The following is a 19725-nucleotide window of genomic DNA, read 5'->3' as shown; positions in this document are numbered from 1 at the left end:
GCGCCGCCCGATGACCCACCCGCCTACCTGCCGTGGTTTTGCCTGATCAGAGGCTACGTTGAGCGGATAGAAGTACCACGCGTTTCGGAAGGAGTGTGTGTTATGACTAGTCCCGGCCCCGTCCGGACCGGCCCGGTGCTCAACGACATGACCATCTTCGCCGGTGTGCTGATCCTCATCACCGGCGTGCTGCACCTGCTGACCGCCGTCGCCGCCATCGCAGGCCGAGACATCTTCGTGGTCACCGAGGATCAGGTGTTCCTCGTCGACGTCTCGGCCTGGGGATGGATCCACCTGGTGATCGCCGTCCTCGTGCTGATCGCCGGCTACGGCATCGTCACCGGCAGAACCTGGGGCTACCTCGCCGGCATCGTCATGGCGTCGATCAGCATCCTGGACAACTTCCTCTTCGCCCCCATCTACCCCTTCTGGGCGCTGGTGATCATCGCCATCGACGTCCTGGTGATCTGGGCCCTGGCCCGCCAACTCGCCGCCCAGTAACCCCTCGAATCCCTCGGCCCCGGCACCCTTTCGACGTGCCGGGGCCGATTCGCGGCGCACCGAGTGGGTCAGCGCCTACTCGCGCGTCGGTAGCCGATGGTGGCGGGGATGGCGAAGAGCAGGATCGCGCCGAGGGACCAGAGCAGGGTGAGGGTGAGGGGGCGGGCGAGGGGGCCTTCGAGGGCGAGGGCCTTCATCGCGTCCACGGCGACGGACATGGGCTGGTTGCGGACTACCGGTTGGATCCACTGGGGGTAGGCGGCGAGGGGGACGAAGCCGGTGCTGAAGAACATCATCAGTGAGGTGAGGATCGTGATGGCCTCCACCAGCGTGGCTTTGACGGTGAAGACGGCGACGGCGGTGACGACCGTGGCGAAGGCGAGCCCGAAAAGCACTGGGATGAACAGGAATACGAGGGTCGCGAGGATGCCCTGGTGGAAGCGGAAGCCGAGCAGGTAGCCGACGAGAACGATGGCGAGCGTGCCCGCGAAGATGCGGCACCCCTCGGCGAGGATGCGGGAGACGAGGCCGGATGCGCGGTGTACCGGCAGCACCCAGAACCGAGCGAGCAGACCGGCGTCCCGCTCGCGGCCGAGCAGCACGCCACCGGCCACCGCGCCGGACAGTGCGCCGACGAGGGTGACCATCGGTACCGAACCGAACAGGGCGCTCTCCCCGGTGAACTTACGGATCTGGCCGCCGATGACGGTCTCCAGCATGATCAGCAGCAGGCACGGGATGATCAGCGTCTCCAGCAGCGTGATCGGATTGCGCGTCCAGCGCAGCAGCAATCGCTGAGTCTGAATCATGGTGTGCCGCACCAAGGATGCGGCCGACACCTCCGAACCGGTGCGGGTAGCTGCGGTGTGGTGAGTCGGCAGCGCCATCACGCCCTCCTCGAACTCAGTCGGACGGTCAGCGGAATACACAGGGCGAGAATGCCGATCGCCCACGCCAGCGGCGGCCCCATCAGCGACCAGCTCACCTGGCCGGCGTTGCCCACCGTGTCACCGGCCAACGCGCGCAATCCGATAGCGAATTGGGAGACCGGCTGATTGCGCACGAAAGGCTGCACCCAGGCCGGAAACTGATGGGCCGGCGCCAGACCCGTCGACAGCATGCCGAAGATCAACGGCGGCAACACCAAGGCCTGGGTCGTCGCCTCCGGACTCCGGGACACCGTGCCGATCACATCGGCACCCAGCATCAGTGCGAGCCCGACGAGCATCGCGAACAGCAGGAAGCCGATGGTGTGCACGGCGTCGAGACGGAACCGGAAGCCGATCGCGTGACCGCAGATAACCGCGGTGACCAGCGCGATCGCCAGCCGGAACAGATTGCCGGACATCCGCGCGGCCACGGGAACGAGCGGCCCGACCGGCATGGACCCGAAGCGCCGATTGAGCCCAGCGACCGAGTCGGTGGCCGCTCGGAATGCAGCGGAGATGGCAGTGAACGCGGCGGCCTGCAGCACCACGATGGGCATCATGAACTGGGCGTAGCTGCTGAATCCGGTGCTCGCGAAGGTCATCACGGTCTTCAGCGGAATGTAGAAGCTGGCCGTGAAGGCCGCGGGCGCCAGGATCGAGGCGAGCACCTCACCGGTCTTCACCGACGGCACGATCAGTCGCGTCGTCAGCACCCACCACTGCTGTGCCCGTACCGGCGTGGCCCTGGTCTGCGTCAGCCAGGTGCCCGCGGTCACGAGACCCGCTCCACATCAACGGCTTTCGTGTCGGCACCATCCGTGGAGGCCAGGTGGCCGGTCAGCTGGAGGAACACATCATCGAGCGACGGCCTGCGCAGCGCGATGTCGACCAGTTCGACGTCCGCGCCGTCCAAGCGGCGCAACGCTTCGGCGAGGGTCTTGGCGCCGTCCGGCGCCGGGATCGCGATCCGATCCGAGTCGGGCGTCATCGCGGCCCGAATATCGTCCGGCAGCAGCGAACCGAGCGCATCGGCGATGACCGGCAGATCCTTCAGATCCAGCGGCACCACCTCGCAGTAGCTGCCGCCGGTCCTGGACTTCAGCTCGTCCGCGGTGCCCTGCGCGATCACCACACCGTGGTCGATCACGATGATCCGGTCGCTGAGCGCGTCGGCTTCCTCCAGGTACTGCGTGGTGAGCAGCGTGGTGATGCCTTCCTTCTTGAAGCTGGTCACCAGATCCCACACCCCTTGCCTGCTACGCGGATCCAGCCCGGTGGTCGGCTCGTCCAGGAACACCACATCCGGGCGGACGACGAGGCCGCACGCGATGTCGATGCGCCGCCGCATGCCGCCGGAGTACGTGCCGACCCGGCGGCCGGCCGCGCCGACCAGATCGAACTCGGCGAGCAGCTCGTCCGCCCTGGCCCGGGCGGCGCGCTTGCGCAAACCCATCAGCCTGCCGAACATCACCAGATTCTCGTAACCGCTGAGCATGTCGTCGAGCGCGGCGTACTGCCCGGTCAGCATGATCGATCGGCGCACCGCCGCCGGGTCGGCGACCACGTCGTGCCCGGCGACCACCGCGCGTCCTCGATCCGGGGTGATGAGCGTCGACAGGACGTTCACCATGGTCGTCTTCCCGGCGCCGTTCGGGCCGAGGATGCCGAGTACCTCGCCCGGCTCGGCGACGAAATCGACGCCACGCAGCGCCTTGACGGCGCCGAAGGACTTCTCGACTCCTTCGACGATGACTCCTTGTGCGGAATTCATTCTCGGCCTCCCAGATGTTCGTCGAGCACGCGCGCGATGAGCGGCAGCACGTGCGGTGCGGTCAGTTCGTCGTGGGTGACCTCGACGTCGTGGTTGCTGATCTCACCGGTCACGTAGGGCCGCCAGCCGTCCGGACCGAAGATGTCGGAGGTATCGACGGTCGCGCTGAAATACACGATGTCGCCGTCGAATACCGGTCGCCGGTAGCCGGTGCGGGTTCGCGCCGACGCGTTGTAGGACGCGGCCATCCGCTCGATGGTGTCCGCGTCGATGAGCGAGACACCGCCGAGCCGTTCCCGAATCAGGTCGGCGGCCTGCTGCGCCGTGGCTTCGGCGGGGACGTCGTCGATGCCGAAGACCGCGCCGAAGGAGTTGACGAACGCGCCCGCGCTGAGCCGTTCGATGCTGTCGCCGTCGATATCGGCGGTGTCGGCGTCCAGTAGCGCGACGACGCCGACGGTATCGCCCGCCTGCTGCAGCTTGCTGGCGACGGCGTGCGCGATGAGTCCGCCGAACGACCAGCCGAGCAGGTGGTACGGGCCGCTCGGTTGGACGGCGCGGATCTCGCGCACGTAGCGGTCGGCGAACTCCTCGATCGAGCGGGCCGGGGGTTCGTGGCCGCCGAGATCGGGCGCCTGCAGGCCGTAGATCGGCCTGCCCGGCCGCAGCGCGTCCGCCAATCCCAGGTAGGTCCAGGACATTCCGGAGGACGGGTGGACGCAGAACAGCGCGGGTTCGGTGCCGTCGGGGCGGATCGGCAGCAGCACATCCAGACCGAGTCCGGTGGGTGCCGCCGTGGCTGTCTGTGCCGCGGCGTGCGCGGCGATGGCGGCGGTCTCGTCCGCCGCCGCGCGCGCGGCGGGAGACTGCGCGAATGCGGTTGCGGCACGGAGCGTGTCGACCCACAGGTCGGCCAATTCGGTGACCTCCCCCTGGGACAGCAGCTCTGCCGGGAACCCGAAGCTCGCCTGCAATCGGTCACCGATCACCACGGCGTTCACGTCGATCGCCGATTGCAGTGGCACAGTGCGGTGTTCGGTGGCGTGCAGATCGCCGAACTCGTCGGTAGGCAGCCAGCCGAGTCCTTCGAGCCCGGCGGGGATGTCACCGGTCGAGTACCGGCCGAGATAGTTGAAGCTGACCTGTCCGGGCAGCCCGACCGGAAGTTGTTCGGCCGTCGCCCGATTCAGGTAGCGCAGCAGTCCGAAGCCTATGCCCTTGTCCGGCACCGCGCGCAGCTGATGCTGCACGGCGCGGATGGCCGTGCCCATCGCCGGTCCACCCGCGAGCGCGTCGTCGAGGTCGATGCCGTCGAGGTTCAGCCGGACGGGGTAGATGCTGGTGAACCAGCCGATCGTGCGGGACAGATCGGCGCCGGGGATCACTTCCTCCTGCCTGCCGTGCCCTTCGAGCCGCAGCAGTGCCTCGGCGGTTCCGGCGACCCGAGACCGCCAGCGCACCAGCGCAATCGCCAAGGTGGCGAGCAGCGCGTCGTCGACGCCACCCTGGAACAAGCCGGGCAGCGTGGTGAGCAGCGCGTTGGTGATCTCCGGGGAGACCTCGCGGTCGAGCATGCGCAACGTGTGCGCCTGGTCGATGGTGGGGTCCAGCGGACGAGCCCCGATCAGCGGATCGAACCCGGTGATGACGTCCTGCCAGTAGCCGAGCTCCGAAATCCGTTTGTCCGTGTGCGCCTCGTCGATGAGGGCATGCGCCCACCGCCGCATCGAGGTGCCGGTCTCGGCGAGGACCGGGGTATTGCCGACCGACACCTGCGCCCACGCGGCGACCAGGTCCGGCACCAGGATGCGCCAGGAGACACCGTCGATGACGAGGTGGTGTGCCACCACGATCAAACGCCCAGCCCGCGTGCGGGTCCCGCCGTCGCCCACCGGATCGAGCCAGATGAACTGGAGCACAACGCCGTTCGCCGGATCGAGCCGGTTCATCGCGGCATCCAGCTCGGTTACCGCGTATTCGCGCAGCTCGACCGGGTCGGCGGCGGCGTCGAACTCGATGCGGTGCACGAGCGCGTCCACCTCGACCGACCCGACTTCGCCGACTCGCAGGCACGGAGAGCCGTTCTCGTCCGGCGAGAGCCGGGCGCGCAGCATGTCGTGCCGGTCGACCACCGCCGCCAGCGTGGCGACCACCTGGGATCGATCGATGCCGACCGGCAGCTCCAGCACCGCCGTCTGCGCGAAGCGGCGGTAGTCGCCGCCGCGTTCGAGCATGTAGTGCACGATCGGCGTCAACGGCACCTCGCCGACGCCACCACCGGGCAGCTCATCAAGCGTGATAACCGCGCCCGCGGCGTCGGCCGCGGCGGCCAGTGCGGCTACGGTCCGGTGCTCGAACACCTGCAGCGGTGTGCAGTGCACGCCGTATTGCTTTGCCCGCGAGACCAGTTGGATGGCGAGGATGCTGTCGCCGCCGAGTGCGAAGAACGAGTCGTCGGCGCCGACCTCGTCGAGTCCGAGCAGCTCGGCGAAGATCCCGGCCAGGGTCTGCTCGGTCGGGGTGGACGGCGCGCGGTACTCGGTGCGTTCGGCCGTGAACTCCGGTGCGGGCAGCGCCTTTCGGTCCAGCTTGCCGACCGCGGTCAACGGGATGGCGTCCAGCACAACGAAGGCGGACGGCACCATGTAGGCGGGCAGCGTGTCGGCGGCGACGGCGCGGACCTGCGCGAGATCGAGCTCGGCGCCCGGCCTACGCACCAGATAGGCGGCCAGCGCGGTCGCCCCGGTCGGGCCGGGAACACCGAGCGTCACCGCGAAGTCGACACCGTCGACCCGGCCCAACACGGCGTCGATCTCGCCGAGTTCGACGCGCTGGCCACGCACCTTGACCTGGAAGTCGGTGCGGCCGAGGTACTCCAGGGTCAGGCCAGCGCTGGTTCGGGTCCAACGCACCAGGTCGCCGGTGCGATACAACCGCGCACCCGCCGCGCCGAACGGATCGGCGATGAAGCGGCCCGCCGTCAAACCGGGCCGAGCGTGGTAACCGCGGGCCAGGGCGGGCCCGGCCAGGTACAGCTCACCCGCGACGCCGACCGGCACCGGGCGCAGCCGGTCGTCGAGGACGAGGGCGGCGGCCCCGCGCACCGGCGTGCCGATGGACACCGGCTCGCCGACCGTCAGCGGCGCGGAACCCGTTGCCCAGATGGTGAACTCGGTCGGACCGTACAGGTTGACCATGGTGCGGTCGGCGGCCCAACGCTCGACGAGCTCGGCGCCGACCGCCTCGCCCGCCACCGCGAGCACCCGCACACTCGATACCTCGCCGGGATCGAGCGTGGCCAGCGCCGACGGTGTGATCACCAGGTGGGTGACCTGCTCTGCCGCGATCAGTTCGGCGAGCGCGCTACCACCGAACACCTCGGGCGGCGCGACCACCGAGGCGCCGCCGGAGCCGAACGCCATGAGCGCCTCGAACACCGACGCGTCGAAACTCGGTGAAGCCACCTGCAATACCCGGGAGTGCTCGTCGAGTCCGAGCGACTCGCGTTGCGCGACAAGAAGGTCGGCGATGCCACGGTGTGCCACCGAGACGCCCTTCGGTGTCCCCGTCGAACCGGAGGTGTAGATCATCCACGCCGGGTTGTCCGGCCGGATCGGGTTCGGCACATCGCCGTCGTTCAGCGGACTCGCGCTCGCCAGGCACCAGCGTCCGACCAGGTCGACGTCGTCCAGCACCAGCCAGTGCGTGCTGTCCGGCAGCAGCGGCCGGTAGGCGGCCACCGTGAGACCGACCCGGGCCTGAGAATCGGTGAGCATGTGGTCGATGCGCTCCACCGGATGCTTCGGGTCGACCGGCAGGAAGGCGGCGCCGACCTTCGCCGCCGCACACATGCCGGTCAGCAGTTCGGCCGAGCGCGGAAGGCCGAGGGCCACCACGGATTCCGGTCCGACGCCGGCTTCCAACAGCAGGCGGGCCAGTCGATTGGTGTGTGCGTCGAGTTCCCGATAGGTCGTGGTGTGGCCTGCAGCGACCACAGCGGGTCGATCCGGGTACCGGTCGATGGTCGTCGCGAGCAGCTCGGGAAGTGTTGCCGTCCCGGCACTCTCGGGGCCACGCACCGGCACCAGGGTGGTTCGTTCGGTGTCGTCGAGGATGTCGATATCGGCGAGCCGCGTGCCGGGCTCGGCCAGCACCGTCGCGAGTACGCGCCGCCACCGAGTGGCGAAGGCCGCCACCGTTGCCTCATCGAACAGGTCCGTCGCGTAGGTCAGCACACCGGACAATCCGGCCGGGCCCGTCTCGTCGAAACGCTCGCGCAGGTCGAGGGTCAGATCGAATTGTGAAGTGCGCCGGTCGAAGTCCTCCACCTCGAAGCGCAGTCCCGGCAGCTCCAGCGCCGGCTCGACGAAGTTCTGCAACGTCAGCGACACCTGGAACAGGGGATGGTGCGCCGTCGACCGGGTCGGATTCAACACCTGCACAAGGCGTTCGAACGGCACGTCGGCATTCGCGAACGCATCCAGATCCACGGCGCGCACCGCGGTCAGGAAGTCGCCGAAGCCTGCGCCCGGGTCGACCGGTGTGCGCAGCGCCAGGGTATTGACGAACATCCCGACCAGCTCGTCCAGCGCTTGCTCACCGCGCCCGGCGACCGGCGTGCCGATCACCACATCGTCGGTGCCGCCGAGCCGAGCCAGCAGCACCGCGAGCGCCGCGTGCACGACCATGAACAGGCTGACATGGTGCGCCGCCGCGAATTCGACCAGGGCACGGTGCAATTCGGCATCGATGGTGAATTCGACGTCGGCACTGCGCATGGTCTGCACGGCAGGTCGCGGTCGATCGCTGGGCAACTCCAGGACATCCGGCGCGCCGGTGAGCGTGTCGTCCCAGAACCGCAGCTGCTGCGCCGCCATCGAGCCCGGGTCCGACTCACTACCGAGCAACTCGCGATGCCACAGCGCGAAATCGGCGTACTGCACGCCCAGCGGGACCCTGGCCGTCTCCGCACCACTGGCCCGCTCCGAATATGCGGCAACCAGATCGGCCGCCAGCGGCGCCATGGACGCGCCATCCGCGCTGATGTGATGCACCACCAGGACGACGATGTGCACGGCAGGAGTATTTGTGTCGGGGGCGAGGGCCACCACCGGTGCCGTCGCCATCGAGTGGCCGGACGATACGGGTGGGGTGCCCGCCGATGGGCTGGACGTCACGGGTGGAACGCCTGCCGATGGGCTGGACGTCACGGGTGGAACGCCTGCCGACGGACTGGAGGTGACGGGTGAGCCGCCCGCCGACGGGCTGGACGTCACCCGTGAGGCGTCTGCCGAGGGACCGGACGTGACCGGAGTGGTGCCGCCTGCGGATGGACTCGACGCCACCGGTGCGGAACCCGCGAACGTGCCTGCCGAGGCCAGGCCGGGATTCGCTGCGTCCGCCGGGACGATGCGGAATAACCCGACACGCAGCGGCGGCTCCTTGGCGATGTCGAATCCGTTGCCCGCCAACGCGTTGATTCGAGCGCGCAGCGGGGCACCGTCCTCGCTATCGATCAATGTCATTGTGGGCGCGGCCGTCTCGGTGCTCATCACCACCTGGCGGGGGCCGTCGGAGTCTGCCGGGTAGATCGTGCGGACGCTCTCGTGCCGGTCGACGACGTCGGCGAGGGCCGATCGCATGGCGTCCACGTCGAGCTCGCCGGTCAGGCGCAGCGCGACCGCGATGTTGTACGCCGACGAGGTCGGATCGAGCCGGTTGAGCACCCACATCCGCTGCTGCGCCGGGGACAGCGGGATGCGGTCCGGCCGGATCCGCGGCGCGAGCGCGAATCGGCCCGGCTTGCCATCGGTCGCCGGGACCACTCGTCCGGACAGCTGTGCGACGGTGGGGGCGTCGAACAGATCGCGCAGCGCGATCGTCGAGCCCAGCGCCGAATTGACCCGGGCGACAACCTTGGTCGCGCTGAGCGAATTGCCGCCGAGCTCGAAGAAGGATTGGTCGACGCTGATCCGCTCGCGGCCGAGCACGTCACCGAATACCTCGGCCACCGCCTGCTCCACGGGTGTGCGCGGCGCGAGGTAGGGCCGGTTGGTGTCCGAGAAGTCCGGCACGGGCAGGGCTTTGCGGTCCAGCTTGCCGACCGGCGTCAACGGAATCGAATGCAGCACGACGAGGTAGCCGGGCACCATGTAGCCGGGCAGTTCGGCGGCCACCTGGACGCGCAGTCGCTCGGTATCCAGTTCGACACCCTCGGCGGGCAGCACATACGACACCAGCACGGTCGCGCCCGCAGGCCCGGTCCGCCCGATCGTCACCGCGTACTCGACCTGCTCGTCGCGCGAGAGCACCGCGTCGATCTCGCCGAGCTCGATGCGCAGGCCGCGAATCTTGACCTGGAAGTCGCTGCGCCCCAAGTACTCCAGCTCGTAGCCGCCGTCGCGACCGACTACCCAGCGCACCATGTCGCCGGTGCGGTACATCCGCTCGCCAGGCTCGCCGAACGGATCGGCGACGAAGCGACTCGCGGTCATCTCGAACCGGTTGAAGTAGCCGCGGGCAAGGGCGGGCCCGGCCAAGTAGAGCTCGCCCGCGACCCCGACGGGCACCGGCCGTAGCCAGGTGTCGAGCACCATGTTCGCCGCGCCGCGGATCGGACCGCCGATGGTGATCGGTTCGCCCGCAACGAGTTCCGCAGGCCCGGTGGCCCAGATGCTGAACTCCGTCGGACCGTACAGGTTCACCATCCGGCGCCCGACGGACCAGCGTTCGATCAGCTCGGGCGTGGCCGCCTCACCGGCGACGGAGAGCACTCGCAGGTGGTCAAGATCGGTCGGGTCCATGGTGGCCAGCGCGGACGGCGTGATCACCGCGTGGGTGACCCGCTCGGTACGCAGCAGTCGTTCGAGTTCGGTGCCGCCGTAGACATCCGGCGGGGACACCACCAACCTGCCGCCCGAGCCGTGCGCGGTCAACAGTTCGAACACCGAGGCGTCGAAGCTGGGCGAGGCCACCTGCAACGCACTCGCCGTCGGGTCCAGTGCCAGCGAGTCACGCTGGGTGGCAACCAGATTCGCGATGCCTCGATGACTGAGCAGCACGGCCTTCGGCTTGCCGGTAGACCCGGAGGTGTAGATCAGGTAGGCGGTCTGATCGACGTCGATCGGGCCACCGCGCTCCTCGTCGGTGATGGGATCGGCGGACACCGTCATCACCCGGCGGATGGTGTTGAGGTCGTCGAGCAGCAGCCAGTCGATGCTGCCCGGCAGCGTCTCGCCGGTCGCGGTGACCGTCACGCCGATGGGCGCCTTCGAGTCGGTGAGCATGTGCTCGATCCGCTCGACCGGATAGTGCGGGTCCAGCGGCGCGAACGCCGCGCCCGACTTGGCCAGCGCCCACACCGCCACCACCGACTCCAGCGAGCGGGTGAGGGCGAGCACGACGAACACCTCCCGCCCGACGCCACGGCTCAGCAGCAGCCGCGCGAACCGGTTAGACCAGGCATCGAGCTCGCCGTAGGACATGGTGAGTTCGCCAGCGCTGACCGCGATGGCGTCGGCGTCGATGGCCGCACCGGCGGCCAGGATGTCGGGCAGCGTGCGCACGGGCAGCGACTGCGGGCCGCGCACCGGCAGCAGCGCGGCACGCTCGGCGTCGTCGCAGTACTGCACCTGCGAGACCAGGGCGCGCGGATTGTCGGCGAGCTGGGTGAGCAGTCGGACGAATCGATCCAGCAGTGGTCGTGCGTCCGCGGGGTCGAGTTGATCGGCCATGAATTTCAGGCTGACGCGCAAGGTGTCGTGACCGTCCGCACCGCGTAGCGGAATGACCATGAGGTTCAACGGGTACGGCGTCGCATCGGTGCCTTCGACGTCGAGCACCCGCATGCCCGCGATGTCCAGCGCCTGCGAGAGCGCCTCCCGATCGATCGGGTAGGACTCGAAAACGGTGAGGGTGTCGAACAATTCGGCGAGACCGACGGCCTGATGAATGGCGGCCAGCCCGACATGCTGGTGATCCATCAGCCGCGCCTGCTCGGCTTGCAGGCGGGCGAGCAGATCGGCCACCTGCTCCGCCGGATCCAGGCGCACCCGCACCGGCAAGGTATTGATGAACAGGCCGACCATCTCTTCGACACCGGCCAGCTCCGGCGGCCGCCCGGAGACCGTGCCGCCGAACACCACATCGGTGCGGCCGGTGCGCATGGCGAGCAGCATCGCCCAGCTCGCCTGCACGAGGGTGTTGACCGTGGCGCCGGATTCGCGAGCGGCCGCCTCCAGGCGGGCGACGGTGTCGGCGGACAGCTCCGTGGACAACATGCCGGTCTCGGTCGATTCGATGCCGGCCAAGGTCGGCACCGCCCGGGTGGGGGTATCGATGCCGGCCAGCGATTCCCGCCAGGCGGCAATCGATGCGGCGTCGTCCCGCTCGTCCAGCCAGGACAGGAACTCGCGATAGGAGTGTGCGGGCGGCAGCGCCGAGGCGTCACCCGAGGTGACGTACAGCGCGAGCAGCTCGCGCACCAGCAGCGGCGTCGACCAACCATCCAGCACCAGATGGTGATTGGTGAGCACGAACCGGTAGGCGTCGGCGGCGGTGCGGATCAGGGTGAAGCGCACCAGCGGTGGCCGGGTCAGCTCGAAGCGGGTGCGGGCGTCCAGCGCGATCACCCGGTCGAGTTCGCGCTGCCGCAGCTCGGCATCGTCGATGTCGGCCAGATCTACCTCCTGCCACTGTATTTCGGCGTCGGCGAGGACGAGTTGGCGTGGACCGTCGTCGGTTTCCACATAGGCGACCCGCAGGTTCTCGTGTCGGGCCACCAATGCCTGCGCGGCGGTGCGCAACCGGGCGGCGTCGACGGTGCCCGCGAGGGTGAGCAGCGACTGCACCGTGTAGCCGTCGGCGGTGTCGGAGTCGTAGAGCGCGTGGAACAGCAGGCCGTATTGCAGCGGCGAGAGCGGCCACACGTCGGTGAGATTCGGGTAGTCGCGCTCCCAGGCGTCGATCTGCGGCTGCGTCACCGAGACGAGCTCGAAGTCCGACGGTGTGCGCCCGCCCGCGCCGGCGGACTCGGCATGCGCGGCGAGCGCCCGCAGCGCCTCGGCCCAGAGTTCGGCGAGCCGGTCGACCTCGGCAGCGTCGAGCAGCCTAGATGCGTATGCCCAGGTCACCTCCAAGCCGGAGTCGGTGAGTACCGCGTTGATATCGATCACGGCGGCCAACGGCGCCCGATCGTCCTGGGTGGCCGCGAAGCGTTGCGGCAGCCACGGCCCGGTGTCGGCGCCGGTGGTCGCCCGGCCCAGGTAGTTGAAACTGAGCTGCGGCGTGGGTCCTTCGGCGAGGACTGCGGCGGTGTCGGCGGTGAGGTAGCGCAGCATGCCGAAGCCGACACCCTTGTCCGGCACCGCCCGCAGCTGTTCCTTGGTGGTTTTGATGGCGGTCCCCGCCGCGGCGCCACCGGCGAACGCGTCGGCGAGATCGATCCCGGTCAAGTCGACGGCCACCGGATACACACTGGTGAACCAGCCCACCGTGCGCGCGACATCGGCGCCGGGCAGGATCGCCTCGGTCCGCCCGTGTCCCTCGACGGTGCACAGCGTCGTGGTCCGCTCGCGCCAGCGCCCGATCGCCATGGCGAGCGCGGCGAGCAGCACATCGTCTGCGCTGCAATGGAATCGATCGGGTGCGGTGCTGAGCACGGTGTGCGCGAGATCGGGCGTGACGATGGTCTGCCGGTGCGCCATGGTCGCGACGACATCGACGGCCGGGTCCAGGGTGTCCGAACCGAGCGCCGGATCGGGGGTTGCCAGGATGCGTTGCCAGAGCGGCAATTCGGCGGCCCGTTCGACCGCCTGCGCCACCTGACCGTGGGCCCAGCGCCGGAACGAGGTACCGACCGGAGCGAGGGTGCCACCCAGCGCGGCGGTGGCGAGATCGGGCAGCAGGATGCGCCAGGAGACGCCATCGGTCACCAGGTGGTGCAGCACCAGCCAGAGCACCGGCTCGGCGGCGGCGTGCTGGATCAACACGAAGCGGGCGACGACTCCCGCGGCGGGATCGAGCAGATCGGCGGCGCGCTGCAATTCGCGCTCGCAGGTTTCCTCGATGTCCGGGCCGGCCGCGACGACATCCACCAAGGCTTCGGCGGCCACCGAACCACGCTCGGCCACCACCCATTCCCAGTTGCCGTCGGTGTACCGCAGCGACGAACGCAGAAGATCGTGCTGATCGAGCAGCGCCTGCACCGCCGTGACGAGGCGAGCCCGCTCGAATTCGGCGGGCAATCCGACGAGCACCGCCTGACCGAATCGGCGCCAGCTGTCGCCCTGGTCCAGCATGGCGTGCACGATCGGCGTGAGCGCGACCGCGCCGACCGCGCCGCCGGGCAGCTCGTGCACCACCTGCGCCGTCACCTCGGTGGCGACGGCGGCCAGCGCGGCAACGGTCTTGCGCTCGAACACATCCCGCGCGCTGAGCCCGATCCCCGCGGCTTTGGCCCGCGACACCAGCTGGATGGACACGATGCTGTCCCCGCCGAGCGCGAAGAAGCTCTCGTCGACGCCGACCGATTCCAGCCCGAGCACCTCGGCGAACAGCGCGGCCAACGCCTCTTCCCGTGGCGTGGACGGCGCGCGGCTGACGATCGTCCGCGCTCCGAAATCCGGTGTCGGCAAGGCTTTGCGGTCCACCTTGCCGAGCGGTGTGAGCGGGATGCTGTCCAGCACCATGACTACCGCAGGCACCATGTAGGACGGAAGTGTCTGTCCGGCAGCTGCTTTCAGTGCCTCGGGATGTACTTCCACCCCGGGCTTCGGCAGTACGTAGGAGACCAGCGCGGTGGCACCGGAACCCGTCTCGGCCCCGACCGTGATCGCGAAGTCGACGTCCGGATGCCGCTGCAGCGCGGCGTCGATCTCCCCGAGCTCGATGCGGAAGCCGCGAACCTTCACCTGGAAGTCACTGCGCCCCTGGTACTCCAGCTCGCCGCGATCGGTCCAGCGCACCAGGTCGCCGGTGCGGTACATGCGCGCCCCGGCGGCATAGGGGTTCGCCACGAACCGCTCCGCGGTGAGCCCATTGCGCCGGTGGTAGCCGCGCGCCAGTCCGGCACCGGCCAGATACAGCTCACCGACGGTGCCGACCGGGACCGGCCGCAACCACGGGTCGAGCACCACGGCCTCGACACCGGGCACCAGAGTGCCGATGGTGACCGGGGCGCCAGGGGCGAGCCCCTCGCTCAACGTCGCGGTCACCGTGGTTTCGGTGGGGCCGTACCCGTTCAACAGGGTGCGACCAGCCCACTTGGCCACCAGCTCGGGCGGGCAGGCATCGCCGCCGACGATCACGGTGCCCAACTGGGGCAGGGTCGCCGGATCGAGCGATCCCACGACCGTCGGCGTGACATTGAGATGGGTGACGCGATGGGCGCGCAGTACCTCGGCCAGCTCCTCGCCCGCGTACGCGGCGGGCGGCACCACGGCCAGGGTGGCGCCGCAGGCCAAGGTCACCAGGATCTCCTCGACCGAGATGTCGAAGCTCGGCGAGACCGCATGCGCCACCACGGAATCCGACGTCACGCCGAAGCCTGCCCCGGAACCGGCGGCGAGGTTGGCCAGTCCGCGATGCGAAACCAGGACGCCCTTGGGCAACCCGGTCGACCCCGAGGTGTAGATGATGTAGGCGACCTGGTCGAGGTGCACGGCGGCGGTGACGGCGGTCGGGTCCTGCTCGTGCACGCTGCGCGTGGTCGCCTCGTCATCGAGGATCAGCCAGGACACTCGCTCCGGCAACGACTTCCGGGCGGCCGCGACGGTCACTCCGGCGACAACACCGCTGTCGCCGATCATGTGCTCGATCCGGTCGGCGGGGTAGGTCGGATCGATCGGCACGAACGCCGCGCCGGTCTTGGCCACCGCGATCGTCGCCAGCACCGACTCGGCCGAGCGGGGGATCGAGATCGCCACGGCCCGTTCCGGCCCGGCGCCGTGCGCGATGAGCACCCTGGCCAGCTGGTTCGTCCGCTCGTCGACCTGACGGTAGGTCAGCGTGGTGCCCCCGGCCCGGATCGCCACCGCATCGGGGTCGAGGACCGCGCCTGCCGCGAGGATCTCCGGCAGGGTGCGCGGTGCGACGCCTGCGGCCCCACGGGCGGGCACCAGGTCGGCCCGCTCCTGCTCGGACACCACCGGCACCGTCGAGAGCGCGGCTTCCGTTCCCGCAGCGAGGAATGCGTGCAGGAACAGCAGGAACCGACGATGGTGCGCCGCCAATTCCGCGTCGCTGTACAGGTTCGCGTTGGCCTGGAAATCGATGTGCGTGCTCTCGCCGCCCACGCCCGGATACACATTGACGAACAGATCATCGATCAACCCGGAGGTCAGCACGTGCAGGCGACCGGTGACCGCGCCGAGCTGAATCCTGGTGTCCACCATCATCAAATTCACCGACGGCCCGAACGACGCGGTCTCGTCCATCGGCCAGCCCAGATCCCGGAAGATGTCCTCCTGGCGGTAGCGCTGCCGCCGCAGCGCCCCGGTCAGCTCACCCTGGGCCGCTCGAATGACGTCACCGACCGTGGTGGTCGGCGCCATGGTCAGCCGCAGCGGAACGACATTGGCGATCATGCCGCCGGAGCGGCGCAGCACCGCGGTGGTCCGCGCCGAAACAGGCAGGCTCAGCACAACTTCGGGCGCACCGGTCATCGCGGCGAGGTACGCCCCGAACGCGGCGACCACCGTCGGCGCGACACCGGAGGAGGCCGCCTTCGCGACGTCGTCGAGCAGCGCGGCGGTCTCCCCGGGCAGCGCGCCGGCGACGCGACTCGGGTGTGCGTCGACACCGGCGGTGCGACCGGCGAGGCTCACCGGATCGGCCATGCCGCGCAGATGTTCCAGCCAGTACTCGCGGTCGGCGCCGAACCGATCCGAGCTGCGGTACGCCGCGTCGGCCTCGACGATCCTGCGCAGATCCTCGGCCTTCGCCGCGGGCGGCTCCTTGCCCTCGACCGCGGCGTTGTAGAGCTCCCCGGTGCGCTGCACCATGGTCAGCGCGCCCATACCGTCCAGCACGATGTGATGGATCCGGGAGTACCAGTACCAGCGGTCGTTGGCGAGCCGCAGCATCGCCACGCGCACCAGCCGGTCGCGGGTCAGGTCGAGCGGTGCCTCGTATTCGGCCCGCATCCACGCGTGCGCGGCGGCTACCGGATCGCGCTCGCCGCGCAGATCCAGGGTGTCCAGGGTGTCGTCGAGGGTGGTGTCCACGAACTGGTACGGATGGCCGTCGACCTCGACGAGCCGCAGGTACCCGGTGCCGAACTCGCGGCCCGCCTGCCGCGCCGCGTCGGCGAGCAGGTCACGGTCGATCGGCCCGCTCAACTCGACGTACTGGGCGATGGAGATCGGCGTGTCGCCGGCGATGTGCTGGGCGAACCAGATACCGCGTTGCGCCGCGGACAGCTCGAAGGCGTCCATGGGCAGAGCGCTGCCGGATTCGGTGGGCGAGGGGAGAGGCTGTTGCATGAATAGTCCTACGTTTTTACCGCCCGCAGCTGCCGCGGAGTGACCGCCGCTGAGCCACCGTGGTAGTGGTAGTACTTGCCGCACAGCTCGCGACAAGATTCATTCTGAACCGATGACGTGTGCACCGATGGCGTTTGCCGACATGAGGTTCGAACATGCCGACAGGCGCGTCCCGAACGGACATCGTCCGGGACGCGCTCGGGGAAATCAGGCCGATTGCGGCAGGTGGAACTCGGTCGCGGTGAGCGGTGCGTCGGAGCCCGCGAGGTAGCGCTGCAAGGTCGAGCGGTCGTCGAGCACCAGCCAGGAGATGGCGTCGGTGAGCTCGCCGCGCTGCGACTTGGTGGTCACACCGAGGGCGGTACCCAGCGCGAACGAGCCGTCGTCGGTGCGCGGGGCAGGGGTGGCGCTGATCTTGACGATGGCCCGTTCGGCGACCACGGACTCGATCTCATCGGTGATCGCGATCGCGATCCGGGTGTTGGCCGCGGCGCCGATCCCGAGCAGCAGCCGAGCCAGCCGGTTCGACCAGCTGTCCAGTTCGGCGTAGGTGAGCGCGCAGTCGTCGGTGGACACCACAACCGCGTTCGGATCGACCTCGGCGACGGGCCGCGCGAGCGGCAGCAGGCGGATGTTGTCGAGCGATTCGGTCAGCGTATGCATGGTGTTGGTTCCTCGAAGTCTCGGTGAAGAGGTTCTCTTGCGTACCTCTAAATCTCGGCTACGAGGCGAGACTTCGACAGCAACCCAAGCGCTGGTCGGGGTACCTCCCAGGGTGGGGAAAATTTCACCCCAGGGGGTACTGCGGAGCTGGACGGGTTCAGTCGGTGACGAAACCGTTGAGCGTGCCGCTCAGATCGGCGAGCAGCGCGCGGGCGGCGGTGAGGCCGTTGCCGTGCCAGACGGTGTCCTCGACGGCGAAGACGCGCTTGTCGGTCGCGGCGCCGAGGTCTTTCCACTCCTCGGTGCGCATGACCGTCTCGCCGCGCTTCTTGCCCGGTTCACCGGCCAGCAGCACGTAGATCAGGTCGCCCTCTACCTTGGTGGCGAACTGGTCCGGGGTGACGTCGAAGGAGGGGCCGCGCTGTGCGGTGGGCCGCTGCACACCCGCATCGCCGATGACCTGACCCGCGAAGCTGTTGTTGCCCTGAACTTCGTTGGTATCGGCGGTGAATCGGATGAGCGAGGCCTGAGTTTGATTGGCGGCGATGTCGTTGCCGACAGTGGTTGCCTGGGTGCGGTAGTCGTCGAGCGCGGTGTCCGCGGCCGCGCGTCGGCCCAAACCCGCTGCGAGCGCGGTGAACTCGGCCTGCCAGCTGTTGTTCGCGCCGACCAGCACGGTGGGCGCGATGGCTCGCAGCGTGTCGAAACTCGCGGTGGCGGTGGGGATGTCGCCGAGGATGAGGTCCGGGTGCAGGTCGGCGATGAGCTTCGGATCGGGCTGCGCCGCCGAGCCGACGCCCGGGATCTTCAGCACGCCGGTGCCGAGATAGGCGGGCTGCGGGCTCGGGCCGTCCAGGGTGACCGCGCCGACGACGCGTTCCCACAGACCGACCGCGCACACCGCGTCCAGTGCCGAGGTGGTGAGCACGACGATGCGCTGCGGGTCGGCGGGCACCTCCGAGACGCCCGCAGCGTGCGTGACGGTGCGGGTGCTGCCGCCGGCCGGATCCGGTGCGCTCGGCAGGGCACAGGCCTTGCTGGTGTCGCGTTCGAGCCCGACCACGCCGGCGCCGGCGATGTTCGTGGTGGTGCGCACGATGCTGCTCGCGTCGTCGGGCGTGCTGCTGCAACCCGCCGCGACGACCGTCGCGCATAACGCGGCGACGGCGACGATCCGGCGCCGTGCCACGCGGGCGGGAGAGGCTGTGCGGTTTCCGGTGCGAACGTAGGCGCTCAGCGGCATGCGGGTGAGGGTACATGCGTGCCGGGAGCTCGGCGGGAAGTGCCCACCGTGCCTGCGGGTCGGTCGTGAGGAGGCCGCCGTCGGCCGCACGGAACCCTCGGTATGGCAAAGGATTCCGTGCAGCCGACGGTGAGAAGTGCTGGAAGCCGTCCTCGGGGCCGTCTGCGAGCGAGGTCGCCTCAGGCGCTGTCCCCGCCGATGCTGAAGCGCGCGCCGGTGGCATCGGCGACCGAGGCCATCCGGCCGTACGGGGTGTCCTGCGGTGCGGACAGCACCGTGCCGCCGAGCTCGACGACGCGCGAGGCCGCCTTGTCCACATCGTCGGCGCCGAAATACACCGTCCAGCTCGCGGGCACACCCTCGGGCAGGAACGCGGAAGCGTCCATGACCCCGCCGAGCATCGGGCTCGCCGAGTGGATCGTGGTGTACCGGAACTCCGGTGCGTCGGAGATGGTGAAGGGGTCCTGCCAGTCGAACACGGTGCGGTAGAAGTCGAGCGAGGCGTCATAGGCGCGGGTGTGCAGTTCGAACCAGGAGGGCGCGCCTGCGTGGTCGCGCCACCGCCCGTCGTTGACCAGGGCCCTGGTCTCGAAACCGGCGGAGGTGCCCGGCTGCCAGATGCCGACGCTCGCGCCGCCCACGTCGCCGATGACCGCCATACTGCCGACCTCGCCGACCGGCATCGGCGCCACGGCCACGGAAGCGCCTTGCGCGACCGCCTTTTCCACGGTGGCCGCGGCGTCGGGGCTGGCGAGGTAGATCGTCCACTGCTCCGGGCTGTCGACGTCGCCGTCCATCCGTCCCATCGCGCCCGCGACGGCAAGGCCGTCCTTGCGGAAGGTGACGTAGCCGCCGAACTCCGCGCCGGCCCGCTCGGCGGTCCAGCCGAACAGTTCGCTGTAGAAGGTGATGCTGCGGTCGAGATCGGAGGAGTAGAGATCGACCCAGCAGGGATCGCCGGGCTTGGGCTGGTTCTGGTCGGTCATAGCTGGTCTCCTGGAGGAGGATGGAAGACTGATCACCGATACAGACGGCTGCCGCGCACGAAACTCATCGCTGCGGTCGGGTCCACCCCGACCAACGAAATACGACACAGAGTAGGACCCGTGCGGATTGCTGCGGCAGCACGGTTTACGA

The 19725-nt window shown here is 69.3% G+C and carries 8 protein-coding genes; 1 reads left to right on the top strand and 7 read right to left on the bottom strand.

All coding sequences use genetic code 11. From position 1 onward, the window contains the following. Nucleotides 1-102 precede the first annotated feature (102 nt). Entirely contained in the window at nt 103-501 is a 399-nt protein-coding gene (locus ACIHA7_RS35815; RefSeq protein ID WP_397295875.1) for a hypothetical protein, read from the top strand. Between the two features lie 68 nt (nt 502-569). Here ACIHA7_RS35815 and ACIHA7_RS35810 read toward each other — a convergent pair whose 3' ends face one another. The 7 genes from ACIHA7_RS35810 to ACIHA7_RS35780 all read right to left on the bottom strand — a co-directional run bounded on the left by ACIHA7_RS35810 (nt 570) and on the right by ACIHA7_RS35780 (nt 19574). Further along, entirely contained in the window at nt 570-1388 is an 819-nt protein-coding gene (locus ACIHA7_RS35810) for an ABC transporter permease (RefSeq protein WP_397295873.1), read from the bottom strand. Beyond that, the gene (locus ACIHA7_RS35805; RefSeq protein ID WP_397295871.1) at nt 1388-2206 is read right to left on the bottom strand and encodes an antibiotic transporter; all 819 of its coding nucleotides are present in this window, start codon (nt 2204-2206) and stop codon (nt 1388-1390) included. Before ACIHA7_RS35805 ends, ACIHA7_RS35810 begins: the two co-directional genes overlap by 1 nt. After that, nucleotides 2203-3201: an ATP-binding cassette domain-containing protein gene (locus tag ACIHA7_RS35800; protein ID WP_397295870.1), complete on the bottom strand. Its 999-nt coding sequence runs from the start codon at nt 3199-3201 to the stop codon at nt 2203-2205. Before ACIHA7_RS35800 ends, ACIHA7_RS35805 begins: the two co-directional genes overlap by 4 nt. Continuing rightward, the gene (locus ACIHA7_RS35795) at nt 3198-16682 is read right to left on the bottom strand and encodes an amino acid adenylation domain-containing protein (RefSeq protein ID WP_397295869.1); all 13485 of its coding nucleotides are present in this window, start codon (nt 16680-16682) and stop codon (nt 3198-3200) included. The genes ACIHA7_RS35800 and ACIHA7_RS35795 overlap by 4 nt, the downstream gene beginning before the upstream one ends. A gap of 207 nt (nt 16683-16889) precedes the next feature. Continuing rightward, nucleotides 16890-17345, bottom strand: coding sequence for an AMP-binding protein (locus ACIHA7_RS35790; RefSeq protein WP_397295868.1), 456 nt, complete (start codon nt 17343-17345; stop codon nt 16890-16892). A gap of 157 nt (nt 17346-17502) precedes the next feature. Next, nucleotides 17503-18588, bottom strand: coding sequence for an ABC transporter substrate-binding protein (locus tag ACIHA7_RS35785; protein WP_397295867.1), 1086 nt, complete (start codon nt 18586-18588; stop codon nt 17503-17505). Nucleotides 18589-18767: 179 nt separating this feature from the next. Further along, entirely contained in the window at nt 18768-19574 is an 807-nt protein-coding gene (locus tag ACIHA7_RS35780; RefSeq protein WP_397295866.1) for a VOC family protein, read from the bottom strand. Between the last annotated feature and the right edge of the window lie 151 nt (nt 19575-19725).

The organism is Nocardia sp. NPDC052316 (genome assembly GCF_044547795.1).
Lineage (GTDB): Bacteria > Actinomycetota > Actinomycetes > Mycobacteriales > Mycobacteriaceae > Nocardia.
The sequence above is the reverse complement of the archived record's forward strand: the minus strand, read 5'-3'. Positions and strand labels throughout refer to the sequence as shown.

What these genes read in the sequence shown, in the direction of transcription:
- ACIHA7_RS35815 (WP_397295875.1), top strand. Translation starts at nt 103, where the DNA reads ATGACTAGTCCCGGCCCCGTCCGGACCGGCCCGGTGCTCAACGACATG.
- ACIHA7_RS35810 (WP_397295873.1), bottom strand. Translation starts at nt 1,388, where the DNA reads ATGGCGCTGCCGACTCACCACACCGCAGCTACCCGCACCGGTTCGGAG.
- ACIHA7_RS35800 (WP_397295870.1), bottom strand. Translation starts at nt 3,201, where the DNA reads ATGAATTCCGCACAAGGAGTCATCGTCGAAGGAGTCGAGAAGTCCTTC.
- ACIHA7_RS35795 (WP_397295869.1), bottom strand. Translation starts at nt 16,682, where the DNA reads ATGCAACAGCCTCTCCCCTCGCCCACCGAATCCGGCAGCGCTCTGCCC.
- ACIHA7_RS35790 (WP_397295868.1), bottom strand. Translation starts at nt 17,345, where the DNA reads ATGCATACGCTGACCGAATCGCTCGACAACATCCGCCTGCTGCCGCTC.
- ACIHA7_RS35785 (WP_397295867.1), bottom strand. Translation starts at nt 18,588, where the DNA reads ATGCCGCTGAGCGCCTACGTTCGCACCGGAAACCGCACAGCCTCTCCC.
- ACIHA7_RS35780 (WP_397295866.1), bottom strand. Translation starts at nt 19,574, where the DNA reads ATGACCGACCAGAACCAGCCCAAGCCCGGCGATCCCTGCTGGGTCGAT.